The organism is Bradyrhizobium sp. CCGB12 (assembly GCF_024199845.1).
Lineage (GTDB): Bacteria > Pseudomonadota > Alphaproteobacteria > Rhizobiales > Xanthobacteraceae > Bradyrhizobium.
The window spans coordinates 4,811,411-4,828,027 of record NZ_JANADO010000001.1; the positions used below are offsets into that span (position 1 = coordinate 4,811,411).

The 16,617-nt window shown below is 65.3% G+C and carries 14 protein-coding genes; 5 read left to right on the top strand and 9 right to left on the bottom strand.

The features are described from left to right. The first annotated feature begins 167 nt into the window (after nucleotides 1-167). Together NLM27_RS22505 and nadC are read left to right on the top strand one after the other, a co-directional pair. Nucleotides 168-1,775, top strand: a complete 1,608-nt coding sequence (locus NLM27_RS22505; RefSeq protein WP_254145404.1) for an L-aspartate oxidase — start codon at nucleotides 168-170, stop codon at nucleotides 1,773-1,775. Nucleotides 1,776-1,785: 10 nt separating this feature from the next. Further along, nucleotides 1,786-2,664, top strand: a complete 879-nt coding sequence (nadC, locus tag NLM27_RS22510) for a carboxylating nicotinate-nucleotide diphosphorylase (RefSeq protein WP_254145405.1) — start codon at nucleotides 1,786-1,788, stop codon at nucleotides 2,662-2,664. A 174-nt stretch (nucleotides 2,665-2,838) separates the two neighbouring features. Here the strand turns inward: nadC and NLM27_RS22515 are convergent, their stop codons facing one another. The 3 genes from NLM27_RS22515 to NLM27_RS22525 all read right to left on the bottom strand — a co-directional run bounded on the left by NLM27_RS22515 (nucleotide 2,839) and on the right by NLM27_RS22525 (nucleotide 8,071). Then, nucleotides 2,839-4,293 (bottom strand): cell wall hydrolase, encoded by a 1,455-nt coding sequence (locus NLM27_RS22515; protein WP_254145406.1) that lies wholly within the window; start codon nucleotides 4,291-4,293, stop codon nucleotides 2,839-2,841. Between the two features lie 589 nt (nucleotides 4,294-4,882). Beyond that, nucleotides 4,883-7,819 (bottom strand): pyruvate, phosphate dikinase, encoded by a 2,937-nt coding sequence (gene ppdK / locus NLM27_RS22520; protein ID WP_254145407.1) that lies wholly within the window; start codon nucleotides 7,817-7,819, stop codon nucleotides 4,883-4,885. A 96-nt stretch (nucleotides 7,820-7,915) separates the two neighbouring features. After that, nucleotides 7,916-8,071: a DUF3096 domain-containing protein gene (locus tag NLM27_RS22525; protein ID WP_008562090.1), complete on the bottom strand. Its 156-nt coding sequence runs from the start codon at nucleotides 8,069-8,071 to the stop codon at nucleotides 7,916-7,918. Between the two features lie 225 nt (nucleotides 8,072-8,296). Here NLM27_RS22525 and NLM27_RS22530 point away from each other — a divergent pair, with 225 nt between their 5' ends. Further along, a complete protein-coding gene (locus NLM27_RS22530) occupies nucleotides 8,297-8,650 on the top strand; it encodes a DUF1236 domain-containing protein (RefSeq protein WP_254145408.1) in 354 nt (117 codons plus the stop codon). Nucleotides 8,651-8,896: 246 nt separating this feature from the next. Here the strand turns inward: NLM27_RS22530 and glyS are convergent, their stop codons facing one another. The 6 genes from glyS to NLM27_RS22560 all read right to left on the bottom strand — a co-directional run bounded on the left by glyS (nucleotide 8,897) and on the right by NLM27_RS22560 (nucleotide 14,536). Next, nucleotides 8,897-10,996, bottom strand: a complete 2,100-nt coding sequence (gene glyS / locus NLM27_RS22535) for a glycine--tRNA ligase subunit beta (RefSeq protein WP_254145409.1) — start codon at nucleotides 10,994-10,996, stop codon at nucleotides 8,897-8,899. Then, nucleotides 10,996-11,934, bottom strand: a complete 939-nt coding sequence (locus tag NLM27_RS22540) for a glycine--tRNA ligase subunit alpha (RefSeq protein WP_254145410.1) — start codon at nucleotides 11,932-11,934, stop codon at nucleotides 10,996-10,998. Before NLM27_RS22540 ends, glyS begins: the two co-directional genes overlap by 1 nt. 195 nt (nucleotides 11,935-12,129) lie before the next feature. Then, nucleotides 12,130-12,321, bottom strand: a complete 192-nt coding sequence (locus NLM27_RS22545) for a hypothetical protein (protein WP_027558178.1) — start codon at nucleotides 12,319-12,321, stop codon at nucleotides 12,130-12,132. Between the two features lie 104 nt (nucleotides 12,322-12,425). Next, on the bottom strand, nucleotides 12,426-13,334 hold the full coding sequence (locus NLM27_RS22550; RefSeq protein ID WP_254145411.1) for a S49 family peptidase: 909 nt from the start codon (nucleotides 13,332-13,334) through the stop codon (nucleotides 12,426-12,428). 214 nt (nucleotides 13,335-13,548) lie between these two features. After that, entirely contained in the window at nucleotides 13,549-14,316 is a 768-nt protein-coding gene (locus NLM27_RS22555) for a tRNA1(Val) (adenine(37)-N6)-methyltransferase (RefSeq protein ID WP_254145412.1), read from the bottom strand. Next, nucleotides 14,309-14,536, bottom strand: a complete 228-nt coding sequence (locus NLM27_RS22560) for a DUF2007 domain-containing protein (protein ID WP_166817884.1) — start codon at nucleotides 14,534-14,536, stop codon at nucleotides 14,309-14,311. Before NLM27_RS22560 ends, NLM27_RS22555 begins: the two co-directional genes overlap by 8 nt. A gap of 133 nt (nucleotides 14,537-14,669) precedes the next feature. Here NLM27_RS22560 and NLM27_RS22565 point away from each other — a divergent pair, with 133 nt between their 5' ends. Together NLM27_RS22565 and NLM27_RS22570 are read left to right on the top strand one after the other, a co-directional pair. Beyond that, complete coding sequence (locus NLM27_RS22565) at nucleotides 14,670-15,677, top strand: polyprenyl synthetase family protein (RefSeq protein WP_130220833.1); 1,008 nt, start codon at nucleotides 14,670-14,672, stop codon at nucleotides 15,675-15,677. A gap of 424 nt (nucleotides 15,678-16,101) precedes the next feature. Continuing rightward, entirely contained in the window at nucleotides 16,102-16,617 is a 516-nt protein-coding gene (locus NLM27_RS22570; RefSeq protein WP_254145413.1) for a helix-turn-helix domain-containing protein, read from the top strand.

Genomic DNA, 16,617 nt, shown 5'->3' on the forward strand with positions numbered 1-16,617 from the left:
AACACATTCGATGTCGTCCCGGACAAGCGAAGCGCAGATCCGGGACCCATAACCACAGGAAGATGTGATTGCGAAGAAAGGCAACACGCAGCCTCGCACAACAACTTTCGCTGCGGAGTATGGGTCCCTGCTTTCGCAGGGACGACAGGGGAGCAAGAGGAAATATCATGACAAACAACATCCACAACCTCACCCGCAGCACCGACGACGTCATCATCGTCGGTGGCGGCCTTGCCGGATTGTTCTGCGCGCTGAAGCTCGCGCCTCGCCCAGTGACGCTGCTCTCGGTCGCGCCGCTCGGACAGGGCGCATCATCGGCGTGGGCGCAAGGCGGCATCGCGGCGGCGGTGGCCGAAGGTGACAGCCCCGAAGCGCACGCCGCCGATACCGTCGCCGTGGGCGGCGGCCTCGTCGACGAAGCGGTCGCGCTCGGAATCGCGCGCGAGGCCGCGCCGCGGATTCATGATCTGCTGGCCTATGGCGTGCCGTTCGACCGCGATCTCGAAGGCAGCCTTGCGGTCGGACGCGAAGCGGCGCATTCCGCGCGGCGGATCGTGCATGTGCGCGGCGATGCGGCGGGCGCCGCGATCATCGCGGCCCTGAGCGAGGCCGTCCGGCGGACGCCGTCGACCCGCATCATCGAAGGTCTCGCCGCCGAAGCATTGTTGACCGAGGACGGCGCGGTAAGCGGACTTCAATTGCGTGAGGCGGGCAACGCGGCTGCACGGCCCGTCCTGCTCGCCTCGCGCGCGGTCGTGCTCGCAACCGGCGGCCTCGGGCATCTCTATGCCGACACCACCAATCCGCTCGAGGCCAGCGGCTCGGGCCTTGCGATCGCCGCACGCGCCGGTGCCGTGATTGCCGATCCCGAATTCGTACAGTTCCACCCCACCGCCGTCATGGTCGGGCGTGATCCCGCGCCGCTCGCGACCGAAGCGCTGCGCGGCGAAGGCGCGACGCTGATCAACGGCCGTGGCGAGCGTTTCATGACGGCGCGCCATCCGCTCGCCGAACTCGCGCCGCGCGACATCGTGGCCCGCGGCGTGTTCGCCGAGATCGCGGCCGGGCGCGGCGCCTTCCTCGATGCGCGGCAGGCGCTGGGTGCGCGCTTCGCCGACAAGTTCCCGACCGTGCATGCAAGCTGCATCGCCGCCGGCATCGATCCCGCCACGCAGGCCATCCCGATCGCGCCGGCCGCGCACTACCACATGGGCGGCATTGCGGTGGATGCGCGCGGCCGCAGCTCGATCGACGGGCTCTGGGCTGGCGGCGAAGTGTCCTCCACCGGCGCGCATGGCGCCAACCGCCTCGCCTCCAATTCGCTGCTGGAGGCCGTGGTCTATGCCGCCCGCATTGCCGACGACATCGCCGGCTGCGCCATCCCCTCGCCTGCCCGACTCGCCGATGCATGGGTGACGCCGTGCGGCGGCGCGCCGGATGCTGCGGCCGTGAAGAGGTTGCGGGCGATGATGAGCGCGCGCGTCGGCGTAATCCGCGACGGCGCTGGGCTTGCGGAGGCCGTGCGCAGCTTCGCTGCACTCGAGCGCGAGGCTGCGAGCATCGCGCTGCGCAACATGGCGACGTCGGCACTGCTCGTGACTGCCGCGGCCTGGACCAGGCGCGAGAGCCGCGGCGCGCATTTCCGCTCGGACCATCCGGCGGATGTCCCTGCCCTGGCACAGAGAACGATGACCACGCTCGCCGCTATGCGCGAGGTGGCCGACAGCCTCACCGATCGCTCAATGCCGCGCACCGCGCACCCCCTGATGGCCTGATGGAGTTCTCATGATCACCGCAACCTCACTGCTCTATCCCGACGCCTTCCTCTCGCCGCTCGCGATCGACGAGGCCGTGCAACGCGCGCTCGCCGAAGACCTCGGGCGCGCCGGCGACGTCACCTCGCTGGCAACGATTCCGGAAGCAACGACGGCTCAGGCGATCCTGGTCGCGCGCCAGTCCGGCGTGATCGCCGGATTGCCGCTGGCGCTGGCGACGCTGCAAAAGCTGTCACCCGACATCGAGGTGCGAGCGCATGTCCGCGACGCGGCACGGGTTGCCCGCGGGCAGCATGTGCTGACCATCACGGGCCCGGCGCGCGCTATTCTCACGGCGGAGCGGACCGCGCTGAATTTCGTCGGCCGCCTGTCGGGCGTTGCAACGCTCACGGCCGACTACGTCGCGCAGACCGAAGGCACACGGATGCGCATCTGCTGCACGCGGAAGACGACCCCGGGCTTGCGAGCGCTGGAGAAATACGCCGTGCGCTGCGGCGGCGGCTTCAATCACCGCTTCGGACTCGACGATGCGATCCTGATCAAGGACAACCACATCGCGGTCGCCGGCGGCATTCGTCCGGTGCTGGAGCGCGCCCGTGCCCATGCCGGCCATCTCGTCAAGATCGAGATCGAGGTGGATACGCTCGTGCAACTGCGCGAGGTGCTGGCCACCGGAATGGCCGACGCCGCGCTGCTCGACAACATGGACCTCGCCACACTGCGTGAGGCCGTGAAGCTTAATGAAGGCCGTCTCCAGCTGGAGGCATCCGGCGGTGTCACGCTGGAGTCGATCGCGGCGATTGCGGCGACCGGGGTCGATTACGCCTCGGCCGGTGCGCTGACGCATTCGGCGCCGAATTTCGACTGTGCGCTGGATATAGAGGCGTGATTTCTTCGCCTCTCCCCGCTTGCGGGGATAGGCCGGAATGCGCGCGCAGCGCGGATTCCGGGTGAGGGGGACTCTCCGCGAAGAAAACTCTCACCGTCCCCGTGGAGAGTCCCCCTCACCCCAACCGTCTCCCCGCAAGCGGGGCGAGGGAGCCGACCTGCATCGTGGCGCGTACTACCTTCGCTCGGTCGCGCCCATCTCTGCAGAGCTCTTGGCTTCCTGCGCGAGCTCGGCGGAGAGCGCGGCGGTCTGCGCAGGCGTGCCCCAGCTCGGTTCCTCGCTGCCGTCGCCCCAGGCGCGCGGGCGGTAGAAGGTGTGCACGCCGGTCTTGTACATCTTCTTCATCTCGGCGACCCAGGACGGGCGTACCCAGTAGGCGTGGTAGTGCGTGGACTTGCCGACCTCGGGGAGCCAGATCTGGCCGTCGAGCATGGCCTTGGCGATCTTCTTGGCGCGCTCCCACATCTCAGGCTCGCGGATGACGTCGGCATTGTTGTCGCAGGCAAAGGTGAACTGGCAGGCGAGATGACGATGCTTGTTCTGATAAACCGCGCCGCACACGGTGTCGGGATATTTGCCGGAGAACACGCGGTTCATCACGACTTGCGCGACGGCCATCTGGCCACGGACGGCCTCGCCGCGGGACTCGAAGTAGACGGCTTCGGCGAGACATTTCTCTGACTTGGCGCGCGACTTGTCGTCGAGCGCGAGCCGCTCCGCCGGCGATCTGGCGCGCTGGTTGTCGGCGTTGACCTCGCCCTTCGGCGCGACACTCTCGCCGCTCTCGATGTCCTTGGCGATCTCCGCCGTCGGCGGCGACAGCGAGGCCGTCACCTTCATGTCGGGATCAGGCATCACGATCAGCGGCTCGGCGCCCGGCTGCCAGCTCTCGATGCTCTCGACAGAGCCGCCGAGCGAGGAGCTGCCGAAGAACAGGTTCGAGGTCTTGACGCTGAAGGGATCGCGCACAGGCGTCGTCGGCGCAGTAGCTCGCTTCAGCGCTTCCAGCGGCTGCACCGCGAATGCGCGCGCGGCCTCGCTGGCCTGCGGCGCATTGGCATATTGCGGCAGCGGCGGCGCACGGAGCGCCTCCTGAAGCTCGGGATCGAGCGCGGCTGCGGACTCAGGCGACATCGCCTGCGGCAACGCGGCGGTCTTGGCACCGAATACGGAACTGTTCGAGGTCGTGGGATCTTCCTGCGCGGGTGCTGCGGCCGGCGTGGTCGTATCGGAAGGCGTCGTCGGGGCAGCGATTGCGAGGCGATCACCCTTCATCGAGCGATCGACCTTGGGAAAATCGGCGGCCTGGTAGCGCGGCGGTGCCTGCAGCGCCGGATTGCGACTGATCGCGCCGGTAACGTCGCGGCCATCGATGCTCGCGAGGCGAACCATCGCGCTCTGCGGAACCGACGTGCCAATGGGGCGGGAAAAGCTGTAGGTGGCCAGCTGTATGGAGGACGCAGCGGAAAAAACCTGCCTCTGCCAACGCTCGGCGACGCCGGGTTGACGCGCCAGCAGCGAGGCAATGTCCTGATAGCCGGTCTCTCTCGGCATCAATGCGAAGATGCAGAGACCGATGCCGAAGGACGCGAACCGCGCGCCCTTCGGATGGGTACGCAACACTGACATCGTTACGCTCACGCTACGCTTACGCCAGAAAAATCGAACGGCAGTACATCCGTGCAATTCGATCTTTATCGTAAGTATCCAATTTAGGTTGCCGGGGCGTTAATCGGCGTTGCGGGCACGGCACACTCAAGCGAACACAGGTGTTTTCACGGGACGATGTCGCGCATTGGTCAATGGCGCCTGACGTGAAGCGGTAAACAACCGGTCAACGCGAATGGTGAAGGAACTCTTGATGGTGCGTATCATTGTGGGACGCGCGTTCCCGATGTCGCGGAAAGCATCGCCACGTCCATCGCTGTCATGCCCCGACTTGATCGGGGCATCCAGTACGCCGCGACTTCTCGAATCAAGCACTGCTGTCGCGGAGTACTGGGTCGCCCGGTCAAGCCGGGCGATGACAGTGAGTGTGTGGCGAGCATGTGTGACAACACTCGTCATTGCGAGCGCAGCGAAGCAATCTAGTATCCCTCCGCGGTAAGATTCTGGATTGCTTCGCTGCGCTCGCAATGACGGTGTGGAGGCGATCTCGCTTAAAATGAAAGAGGCGGGGTTTTGGCCCCGCCTCTCTCAACTCAATCTGCTCTTCGTCTTACGCCTGGCTCGCGGCCGTCTTGCCGAGTGCGGCTTGCGCAGCGGCGAGACGGGCGATCGGCACGCGGTAGGGCGAGCACGAGACGTAGTCGAGACCGATCTGGTGACAGAACGCGACGGAGGCGGGATCGCCGCCGTGCTCGCCGCAGATGCCGACCTTGAGCGAGGCCCGCGTCTTGCGGCCACGCGCGACGCCGATCTTGACGAGCTCACCAACGCCTTCCTGGTCGAGCGCGATGAAGGGATCGACCGAGAGGATGCCCTTGGCGACGTACGGACCGAGGAAGCTCGCCGCGTCATCGCGGCTGATGCCGTAGGTGGTCTGCGTCAGGTCGTTGGTGCCGAACGAGAAGAACTCGGCGGACTGCGCGATCTCGGCCGCGAGCAGGCAGGCGCGCGGCAGCTCGATCATGGTGCCGACCTGATAGGCCAGCTTGGTGTTGGTGTCGCGCATCACCGCCTGCGCGGTGACATCGATCCGGGCCTTGACGAGGTCGAGCTCAGCCTTGGTCGCGATCAGCGGCACCATCACCTCGAGACCGACGGCCTTGCCGGTGCGCCGCTGCGCCTCGACCGCGGCCTCGAAGATCGCGCGGGCCTGCATCTCGGCGATCTCGGGATATGCGATCGCGATACGGCAGCCGCGGAAGCCGAGCATCGGATTGAACTCCGAAAGCTCGCGAGCGCGGTCGGCCAGGCGCCGCGGGTCGGTGTTCATGGCGCGCGCCACTTCCTCGACCTCGGCATGGGTGTGCGGCAGGAACTCGTGCAGCGGCGGATCAAGCAGTCGGATCGTGACGGGCAGGCCCTTCATGATCTCGAACAGCTCGACGAAGTCGGCCCGCTGCATCGGCAGCAGCTTTGCCAGCGCCGCGCGGCGCGCCTGCTCGTCCTCGGCGAGGATCATCTCGCGCACCGTGCGGATGCGCGTCTCCTCGAAGAACATGTGCTCGGTGCGGCACAGGCCGATGCCTTCCGCACCGAACTTGATCGCGGTGCGCGCATCTTCCGGCGTATCGCCGTTGACGCGGACGCCGATCTTGCGGACCTGATCAGCCCAATTCATCAGCGTGCCGAACTCGCCGGACAGCTCCGGCTCGATCATCGGCATGCGGCCGGCGAGCACCTGGCCGAGCGAGCCGTCGATGGTAATGACGTCGCCGGACTTGAAGGTGCGCGAGCCGATGCTCATGGTGCCGCGGCCGTAATCGACGCGGATGGTGCCGCAGCCGGAGACGCAGGGCTTGCCCATGCCGCGCGCGACCACCGCCGCGTGCGAGGTCATGCCGCCGCGCGTGGTCAAGATGCCTTCGGCGGCGTGCATGCCGTGGATGTCTTCCGGGCTGGTCTCGATGCGGACCAGGATGACCCTGCGTCCGTCGGCCTGGAGCTTGGCCGCTTCGTCCGAGGAGAACACGATCTCGCCGGAGGCGGCACCTGGCGAGGCCGGCAGGCCGGTCGCGATCACGTCGCGCTTGGCGTTGGGATCGATGGTCGGATGCAGCAGCTGGTCGAGCGATGCCGGATCGATCCGCGTCACCGCTTCCTTCTTCGAGATCAGGCCTTCATTGGCGAGCTCGACCGCGATGCGCAGCGCCGCCTTCGCGGTGCGCTTGCCGCCGCGGGTCTGGAGCATCCAGAGCTTGCCCTGCTCGACCGTGAACTCCATGTCCTGCATGTCGCGGTAGTGCTTCTCGAGCAGCGTGTAGATCCGCGTCAGCTCCTTGAAGGCGTCCGGCATCGCCGATTCCATCGACGCCTTGTCGGAGCCCGACTCTTTCCGCGCTTCCTCGGTGATGTCCTGCGGCGTGCGGATGCCCGCCACCACGTCCTCGCCTTGCGCGTTGATCAGGAACTCGCCGTAGAGCTTGCTCTCGCCGGTCGAGGGATTGCGGGTGAAGGCAACGCCCGTCGCCGACGTGTCGCCCATGTTGCCGAACACCATGGCCTGCACGTTGACCGCGGTGCCCCATGATTCCGGAATGTCGTGCAGCTTGCGGTAGGTCACCGCGCGCGCGTTCATCCAGGAGGAAAACACAGCACCGATCGCGCCCCAGAGCTGGTCGTGCGGATCCTGCGGGAATTCCTTGCCGGTCTCGCGCGCGACCGCGTCCTTGTACTTGCCGACCAGATCGACCCAGTCCTCGGCCGACAGATCGGTGTCGAGCGTGTAGCCCTGGCTGTCCTTGAAGGTGTCGAGGATCTCCTCGAAGTGATGATGCTCGAAGCCGAGCACCACGTCCGAATACATGGTGATGAAGCGGCGATAGCTGTCATAGGCGAAGCGACGGTCGCCCGACAGCTCGGCCAGCGCGTCCACGGTCGCGTCGTTGAGGCCGAGATTGAGCACCGTGTCCATCATACCCGGCATCGAGGCGCGCGCGCCGGAGCGCACGGAGACGAGCAGCGGGTTCTTGGTGTCGCCGAATACCTTGCCGGTCAACTTGCCGACATGGTCCAGCGCCTTCTCAACCTGCGACTGCAATTCCTTCGGATAGGACTTGTCGTGGGCGTAGAAGTAGGTGCAGACCGAGGTCGGGATGGTGAAGCCGGGAGGCACGGGCAGACCGAGATTGGCCATCTCGGCGAGGTTGGCGCCCTTGCCGCCGAGCAGGTCGCGCATCTCCGTCCGGCCTTCGGCCTTGCCGTCGCCGAATGTGAACACCCATTTTCCGGCCTTGGCCGCTGCTGGCGCGGCCTTCTTCGGTGCGGGCTTCGCGGCGAACTTCGGCTGAGCCGCCTTGGACACAGCCTTTGCCGCCGGCTTGGCTGCGGACTTTGCAGCGGGCTTGACGGCCGGCTTCGAGGCACTCTTGGAGGCACTCTTGGCAAGCGCCTTGCGGGCTGGCGGCGCGGCTTTCGCCGCGGCAGAGGACTTTGATTTCGCTGGCATTTTCGCCGGGATTTTCTTGGGCTTCGAGGCGGCTTTGGCCATAGCTTGCACACAACCTGCGAGAGGAATGGGAAATCGCGGGCCTTACACCATTTTGGGCGGGCCCGCGCAAGTCGGACAGTTCCGAAAAGTGAACGCCTAGAAGCGGAGCCACTTCAGGAGCCCGAGCCCGATCGCGCCATTCACGATGAGGAAGATCGCGACGATCAGATTGAGGAGCCGCGGCATGATCAGGATGAGCACGCCCGCAATCAACGACAGGATCGGCGAAATGTGGGCGACGGTGATGTGCATGAATCTTCTTTCTGTGGAGGTGGACGAATCGCGGGCGGATCATAGCGGCGCCGGTTCCGCGAGTGGAGACGCGTAAGCCCAATGCAAGTTCCCTGCTCCGCGAAAATTGCCCGAAATTGCCGCTGATGCGGCAGGGCTTTTCCCGGAACATTGCGAAGGGTGCATGCATTGGCAACCCGATCGCGCCACTGGCGCATCCGAATAATCACGTCGAAGGAGTTGTCCATGCGGAACAGGATTCTTGCTCTTGCAGCGCTCGCGGCCGCGATCGGCTCGCCTCTTGCGGCGCAGGCGCAAAGCGGCGTTACCGTCGGCCGCGCGCCCGCCGTGGTCGATAGTGCCCCGAGTATTGCGACCGACCAGCGGCCGGCCTTCCGCGAATATGTCGTCGAACAACGTGTGCCGGCCTTCCGTATTCCGGATCGCGTAGTGGTCGGCGCCACCTTACCCGAAAGCGGCGTCACCTATTATGACGTGCCGCAACGTTTCGGCGCCACCACCTATCGCTACACCGTCGTGAACGGCGAGACCGTGTTGGTCGAGCCGCGCTCGCGCCGTATCGTCGAGGTGCTGGACTAGTGTTGATGGACTAGATGTCCGGCGCGTCAAATCAATCAGGCTGGCGCGAGCAGTGTTAATCGGACATCAGGCCCCGCCCGGTTCTCCCCCCGCCGGGCGGGGCTTTTTTTGGCCCGTCATTCCGAGGCGCGCGAAGCGCGAACCCGGAATCCATCGCGCCGCGCGTGATGAGGAAAAATGGATTCCGGGCTCGCGCCAAGTGGCGCGCCCCGGAATGACGGCGGTATTTGCCGCGCGACCGCGCCCTCAATCCTGGATCTTCGAGAAATCCGCCACCGCACGCGTCGCGCTGCGGATCTCGCCCAGCAGCTTCAGGCGGTTCTCGCGCACCTTAGCATTGTCGTCGTTGACGCGAACCTTGTCGAAGAACGCATCGACCGGCGGACGCAGCTTTGCCATCGCGCTCATCGCGGCCGCAAAGTCCTCCTTGGCAACGGCGGCGCTTGCTTCCGCCTTCACCTCGCCGATCGCCTTCGCCAGCGCCTTTTCCTCGTTGAGGTTGTAGAGCGCAGTATCCGGTGCGCCCTCGAATGTGCGCTTGTCCTTCTTCTCCTCGATCGAGAGGATGTTGCTGGCGCGCTTGGTGCCGGCGAGCAGGTTCTTGCCGTCGTCGCTGTCGAGGAACTTTCCGAGCGCTTCGACACGTCGAACGATCATGAGCAGATCGTCCTGGCCGCCGAGCGCAAACACGGCATCAACGAGATCGTGCCGCGCGCCCTGCTCGCGGAGCTGGACTTTCAGGCGGTCGGCGAAAAAGGCGAGCAGATCGCTCGGAAGCTTCTGGGCATCGGCAGGCTTGACCGACAAGCCGGCGAGTGCGGACGCCGCCACCTTCACGAGCGACAGACGCAACGCGTTGTCGGCAATCAGTCGGATCACACCCAGCGCCGCGCGACGCAGCGCATACGGGTCCTTCGATCCCGTCGGCTTCTCGTCGATCGCCCAGAAACCAACGAGCGTGTCGATCTTGTCCGCCAGCGCAACCGCAACGCTGATCGGATCGGTCGGCACGCGATCGGTGGGCCCTTGCGGCTTGTAGTGCTCCTCGCAGGCTGCGGCGACGGAACCGTCCTCGCCCTGGGCCAGCGCGTAGTACCTGCCCATCAGGCCTTGCACCTCGGGGAATTCACCGACGACCTCGGTGAGCAAATCCGCCTTCGCCAGATGCGCAGCGCGCGTCGCCTTGGCGACGTCGGCGCCGACCAGCGGCGCGATCTCGGCGGCGAGACGCTCGATGCGCTTGATGCGCGATGCCTGGGTGCCGAGCTTCTCGTGGAACACGATCTGCTCGAACTTCGGCAGACGATCCTCGAGCTTGGTCTTCAGGTCCGTCTCATAGAAGAACTTCGCATCCGACAGGCGCGGACGGATCACGCGCTCGTTGCCTGATACGATGACCTTGCCGCCGTCGGCCGCCTCGATATTGGCGGTGAGGACGAACTTGTTGGTTAGCTTCCCTGTCTTGGAATCCCTGACGACGAAACATTTCTGGTTGTTGCGGATGGTGGCGCGGATCACCTCTTCGGGGATCGCGAGATATTCCTCCTCGAACGATCCCATCATGACGACAGGCCATTCGACGAGGCCGGACACTTCGTCCAGCAGCACCTGATCCTCGACCAGTTCGAACCCTTGTGCGAAGGTCAATTCCTTGGCATCGGCGAAGATGATGTCCTTGCGCGCCTGCGGATCGAGAATGACCTTGGCGGCCTTCAGCTTCGCCTCATAGTCCTCGAACCGGCGCACGCTGATTGCGTCCGGCGCCATGAAGCGATGGCCGTAGGTGGTCTGGCCGGTCTCGATGCCGTCGACCTCGAACTTCACGACATCGGGCTCTTCGGTCTCGGGCCCGAACGTCGCGGTGATCGCGTGCAGCGGACGCACCCAGCTCAGCGAGCCGGGCTTGCCGGAGCGCGCACCCCATCGCATCGATTTCGGCCACGGGAAGGTGCGGATGATGACGGGCAGAATTTCCGCGAGCACGTCGATCGCATCGCGGCCGGGCTTCTCGATCAACGCGATATAGAAGTCGCCCTTCGGGTCGCGCTGGATCTTGGCTTCATCGAGCGAGCTGAGACCTGTCGCCTTCAGGAAGCCCTGCACGGCTGCATCGGGCGCGCCGACTTTCGGGCCGCGGCGCTCGGTCTTGAGATCAGGCTGGCGCGCAGGGATTCCGTGCACGGTGAGCGCCAGGCGGCGCGGCGTCGCGAACGCTTTCGCGCCCTCGTAGACGAGCCCTTCGGCGACGAGCTTGTCGGTGACCATGCGGCGCAGATCGTCGGCCGCCTTCGCCTGCATGCGCGCGGGGATTTCTTCCGAGAACAGTTCAAGCAAAAGATCGGGCATCAGGCCGCTCCGCCCGCTTCAGTGTGGATCCAGGCCTCGCCGCAGGCCTTTGCCAGCTCGCGCACGCGAAGAATGTAGCTCTGCCGCTCGGTCACGGAGATCACGCCGCGGGCGTCGAGCAGGTTGAAGACGTGGCTCGCCTTGATGCACTGGTCATAGGCGGGCAGCGCCATCAGATGCTGCTTCTGGTTACCGCCTTCGCGCCAGCCTGCGTCGAGATATTTCCGGCAGGCCGCTTCGGCCATCTTGAACTGCTCGAACAACATCGCGGTGTCGGCATATTCGAAGTTATGCCGCGAATATTCCTGCTCGGCTTGCAGGAAGACGTCACCATAGGTGACCTTCTGATCGCCCTCGCGGCCGTTGAAGTTGAGGTCGTAGACGCGGTCGACGCCCTGCACATACATCGCGAGGCGCTCGAGCCCATAGGTGAGCTCGCCCGCGACGGGCGCGCATTCGAAGCCCGCGACCTGCTGAAAATAGGTGAACTGGCTCACTTCCATGCCGTCGCACCAGCACTCCCAGCCGAGGCCCCAGGCGCCCAGCGTCGGGCTCTCCCAATCGTCCTCGACGAAGCGGATGTCGTGCACGGCGGAATCGATGCCGATCGCGGCGAGCGACTTCAGGTACAGCTCCTGAAGGTTCGGCGGCGACGGCTTCATGATCACCTGGAACTGGTAATAGTGCTGCATCCGGTTCGGATTCTCGCCATAGCGGCCGTCCTTGGGCCGACGCGAGGGCTGCACATAGGCGGCGTTCCAGGGCTTTGGCCCGAGCGCGCGCAGGGTGGTGGCCGGATGGAAGGTGCCCGCGCCCATCTCCATGTCGTAGGGCTGCAAAATCACGCAGCCCTGCTCGGCCCAGAACCGCTGGAGCGCGAGGATGAAGCCCTGGAACGAGCGTTCCGGGCGCATATGGGCGGGCAATGAGGCGTCCATCGTCAGATCAGGCTCTCGCGGGGGTTTTGAATCGCGCGGGACCGTATCGACGGCGGGGATGGGAATCAAGGCAAAGGGGGCAAAAGCAGGCCCGTTCTCCGTCATGGCCGGGCTTGTCCCGGCCATCCACGTCTAGCCACGTGGTACAAAGAACATGGATGCCCGGGACAAGCCCGGGCATGACGACTGCGGCGACTAACCCGGGCGATAGGCTCCGGTCACGGGGTCACGTTTCAGCGTCTGGATGTCCCCCATATGGGCGGCTTCGGCGACGCGCGACAAGCGCATCTCCTCCAGCTCCTGGTTGATCCGGACAGCGGTCTTGTAGGCCCAGCGGACCACGGCAAGCCCGCCCAACACGCCCGCGAAAGCGACGAACGGCGGCATCGGTCGATCCTTGTCTAGTGCTCAGCCCCCACGCGCATTGTTGCGCAGATGGACTTGCGCCGCAATCGGCAGGCCTCGGGCCAAATGGCGCGGGAGGGTGCCGCCTAGAACCCGAATTTCGCCCAAATCGCCCGCGTCTCGACCGCCGAGATCAGCTCATCCGGAAGGCCGGCCACTGATTCCAGGGCCGAAAGCTGCCCAGCTCCGGGCGATTTCCGTCCCAGAAAGCCGGACAGCAGCCCGGTCGGCTGCGCAATCACGGGGGTGAGAACCTTCTCACCGTAGCGGGCACGAAGAGTTGAGCGGAGATCGCCGATGCCGTCGGCCAGCCCCAGCGCGATCGCGCTTTCCCCGGCCCAGTATTCTCCCGTGAATAGCGTGTCGTCGTCGCCCTTCAGCCGCGTGCCGCGGCTCTCCTTCACCAGCGAGATGAAGATCTGGTGGATCTCGCGCTGGATCGTCTTCAACTTGGCGACGTCATCGGGGTTTTCCGGGAGGAACGGGTCGAGCATCGCCTTGTGCGCGCCGGCGGTGTACAGGCGCCGCTCGATGCCGAGCCGCCTGATCGCCTCCTGGAAACCAAAACTGCCGCCGACCACGCCGATCGAGCCGAGGATCGAGGAGGGATCGCAGATGATCTCGTCGCCTGCGCAGGCGATCATGTAGCCGCCGGAGGCCGCGACGTCCTCGACGAACACCATAACCTTCAGCTTTTTCTCCGCCGCAAGCTGCTTGATACGTAAGAATATCTGGCGCGACTGCACCGGCGAGCCGCCGGGCGAGTTGATCACCAGCGCCACCGCCTTGGCGTTCCGATATGAAAACGCCCGCTCCAGCACCCGCGCGACGCCCGCGAGTGTCATGCCGGGGCGCAGCGGCGTCACCGCGCCGATGACGCCGGACAGCCGCACCACCGGCACCACCGCCGTGCCGGGACGGAAGCGCGCCGGCAGATATTGCATGAGCTTGTCGGCCAGGCCGGAACTCTCACCATCGTTCAATTTTTCGGCCATGCCGTTACCTCTGCTTAATCATTTCTTATCACGCGACTGTCATTGGAAGTGCCTGGAACGTGTTTTGCAGATTTTCCGTTAGAAGGCTGCAATGAGGCAGCGGAGAACGCCATGAAAGTCTATTTGCTTATGCTGCTGATCGGTGCGCTGTTCATGGCGATCCGTCTGACGACTCCGCAAGAGCAGCAGTCGGAATCGCTGCCGCAGTAAGTCGTCACGGCTCGGCCAGCGGCAAGACCGCCCTCCCCTCCAGAATCTCCTTCACCTTTTTTTTAGGCACGCCTGCCTCCTCGTTGAGCATGAGCCCGGGCAACACGCGCGTCGGGGCCCGGCCGCCTTTCACCGCGCGCACCAGTACGCGAATCGCGGGTCGTCCCGCCTCACCGTGAACCGGCAGGATCGACAGGCTGCCGAAGCCGCGTGACAGCGCGGCCAGAACGTCCGCTATCCCATCTGCGCGCCATATCAGCGTCAGCACACCGTTCGATCGGAGGATGCGCCGTGCTGCATGCACCCAGGCATGCAGCGTCTCCTCGCTCGCAACATGGGCGGCGTGGCGCGCCTGATCTGGCGAACCGCGATGCCGAGCGGGATCGTTGAAGGGCGGATTCATCAACACCACGTCGACGCTGTCAGGCACGAGGCCATTTGCCGCAAACGCCTGCGCATCGGCCGCGACGTCGAGCACGATCGTCTCGGCGGCAATCACATTCGCCGCCGCATTGGCGCGTGCGAGCTCCGCCAGATCCGGATCGATCTCGACTAAGCCGAGCCTCAAGCCAGCCACGCGCCGGGCGAGCGCGAGGCCTGCCGCGCCGATGCCGGCGCCGAGATCGACCACGCGATCGCCCGCCCTGGCTTCCGTCGCCGCCGCGAGCAGGATGGCGTCGTGACCAGCGCGATGGCCGGACCGCTTCTGCTTCAGCCGCAGCTGCCCGCCGAGAAAGGCGTCCTCGGTGATGTCTGCCGGCGCGTCAATCATCGCCGCGCAGTTCGTGGCTGAGGCCGGCCTCAGTGAGCAGCTGGCGGGCTTCGACGGCGTCATCCTCATGGACCAGAATCCGCCGCGGCAAGATGCCGAGTGAGCCCTCGATGATGCTCATGTTCTGGTCCAGCACCAGATGATGGATGTTGGCACCGTCGAGCAGCGCGCCGATCGCCGACACCAGCACCATGTCGTTGGTCCGAACCAGTTCACGCAAAACGCGGGTCTCCTGCCTGGAAAAGGGGGAAGCGGCAAATGTCAATGGTTCCGCAGCACTTGCCGCATCCGCTGCCAGTTTCTATTGTATTTCCATCAGAATAGCCCTTCCGGGGCAAATATTGGAGACCGGCGTGGCCGTCATTGTACCTTTCGAAACTCCCGGCGCGTCGATCGAAGAGCTGGTTGCCCTTGTCGCCGGAGACATGGAGCGCGTCAACGCCACGATCCTGTCGCGGACCGGTTCGGACGTGACCATGATCCCGGAGGTCGCCAACCATCTGATCTCCTCCGGAGGCAAGCGCCTGCGGCCGATGCTGACGCTCGCCATGGCCAACCTCGCCGGCTACACCGGCGACGGCCACATCAAGCTCGCCGCCTCCGTCGAATTCATGCACACCGCCACCCTGCTCCATGACGACGTCGTCGACGAGAGCGAGATGCGCCGCGGCAAGCTGTCGGCACGCATGCTCTGGGGCAACGAGGCGAGCGTGCTGGTCGGCGACTTCCTGCTCGGCCAGGCCTTCCGCATGATGGTCGAGGTTGGCTCGCTGCGCGCGCTCGACATCCTCTCCGCGGCCGCCGCCACCATCGCCGAGGGCGAGGTGATGCAGCTTGCGGCCGCCAAGAACACCGCGACCACCGAGGACGAATATCTCGCCGTGATCCGCGGCAAGACCGCCGAACTGTTCGCGGCGGCCTGCGAGGTCGGCCCCGTGATCGCCAACCGGCCGAAGGCGGAGCAGACCGCCTGCCGCTCGGTCGGCATGAATCTCGGCATCGCCTTCCAGCTCGTCGACGACGTGCTCGACTATGGCGGCAAGAGCGCAAAACTCGGCAAGAACACCGGCGACGATTTCCGCGAGGGCAAGATCACCCTCCCCGTCGTGCTCGCCTTCCGCCGCGGCAACGACACCGAGCGCGCCTTCTGGATCCGGGCGCTGGAGCGCGGCGAGATCGGCGATTCCGATCTCGACCACGCCATCGGGTTGATGAACAAGCACCGCGCGCTCGAGGACACGCTGAGCCGCGCCCAGCACTACGGCGCCATGGCCGTCGACGCGCTGGCGCTGTTCCCGTCCTCGCCGATGAAGAGCGCGCTGGAGCAGGTCGTGGCGTTCTGCCTGGCCCGGTCGCATTAAGGCTTTCGCGTTTCAGCGCAAGTGCTCGCCACACCACCGGCGTCGTCCCGGCGAACGCCGGGACCCATACCGCGTGATCTATCGATAGGTCACGGGTGCGAGTACCGATAACGACCGGCCTGCCCCAAATCACTCCCTGTGGTTATGGGTCCCGGCGTTCGCCGGGACGACACTGGTGAGATAGCGCCACAACGCTCCCACATCGTCATTGCGAGCGCAGCGAAGCAATCCAGAATCCCTCCGCGGAAACAGCCTGGATTGCTTCGCTGCGCTCGCAATGACGGAATATGACGCACGGCCATCGTTCTACAATTTACACTTCAAACCGCAGCAACAGCTTCGCAATCTCTCCTGTCGCCGAGCCCGGATCCACCGCTCACCCCACTCACTTGCATTTTGCAAGTTACTTCTCTAACTTCCCGCCATGCAACCGAAATCCCCCTCCATCCTGGAATGCCCGGTTGGCCGCGCCGTGGAGACGGTCGGCGAATGGTGGAGCATTTTGATCCTGCGCGATGCGTTTCAGGGGGCGACGAAGTTCGACGAGTTCCAGCAAAGCCTCGGCATCGCGCCGAACATCCTGTCGCGGCGGCTTGCCCATCTCACCAAGAGCGGCATGTTCGGCCGCCGCCGCTATCATGAGCGCCCACCGCGCTACGAATATGTGCTGACGGACAAGGCACGGGACTTCTTCCCCGTCATCGTCGCGCTGCTCGCCTGGGGCAACAAGCATCTCGCTCCGAAGGGCGAATCCATCCTGCTGGCGAACCGGAGTGACGCTCGTCCGTTCGATCCGGTCGTGGTCGACGCCGCCGACATGCGTCCGATCACGCTCGCCAATACGATCGCGATTCCCGGGCCGCGCGCCAGCCGCGGGATGCGCGCGCGGCTCGCTTCGCTCAAAGCGATGAACCCGGCCGTCGCGCCGGCTGGAGATTGA

Coding starts and splice junctions, on each gene's coding strand:
- NLM27_RS22505 (WP_254145404.1), top strand. CDS start 168: ATGACAAACAACATCCACAACCTCACCCGCAGCACCGACGACGTCATC.
- nadC (WP_254145405.1), top strand. CDS start 1,786: ATGATCACCGCAACCTCACTGCTCTATCCCGACGCCTTCCTCTCGCCG.
- NLM27_RS22515 (WP_254145406.1), bottom strand. CDS start 4,293: ATGTCAGTGTTGCGTACCCATCCGAAGGGCGCGCGGTTCGCGTCCTTC.
- ppdK (WP_254145407.1), bottom strand. CDS start 7,819: ATGGCCAAAGCCGCCTCGAAGCCCAAGAAAATCCCGGCGAAAATGCCA.
- NLM27_RS22525 (WP_008562090.1), bottom strand. CDS start 8,071: ATGCACATCACCGTCGCCCACATTTCGCCGATCCTGTCGTTGATTGCG.
- NLM27_RS22530 (WP_254145408.1), top strand. CDS start 8,297: ATGCGGAACAGGATTCTTGCTCTTGCAGCGCTCGCGGCCGCGATCGGC.
- glyS (WP_254145409.1), bottom strand. CDS start 10,996: ATGCCCGATCTTTTGCTTGAACTGTTCTCGGAAGAAATCCCCGCGCGC.
- NLM27_RS22540 (WP_254145410.1), bottom strand. CDS start 11,934: ATGGACGCCTCATTGCCCGCCCATATGCGCCCGGAACGCTCGTTCCAG.
- NLM27_RS22545 (WP_027558178.1), bottom strand. CDS start 12,321: ATGCCGCCGTTCGTCGCTTTCGCGGGCGTGTTGGGCGGGCTTGCCGTG.
- NLM27_RS22550 (WP_254145411.1), bottom strand. CDS start 13,334: ATGGCCGAAAAATTGAACGATGGTGAGAGTTCCGGCCTGGCCGACAAG.
- NLM27_RS22555 (WP_254145412.1), bottom strand. CDS start 14,316: ATGATTGACGCGCCGGCAGACATCACCGAGGACGCCTTTCTCGGCGGG.
- NLM27_RS22570 (WP_254145413.1), top strand. CDS start 16,102: ATGCAACCGAAATCCCCCTCCATCCTGGAATGCCCGGTTGGCCGCGCC.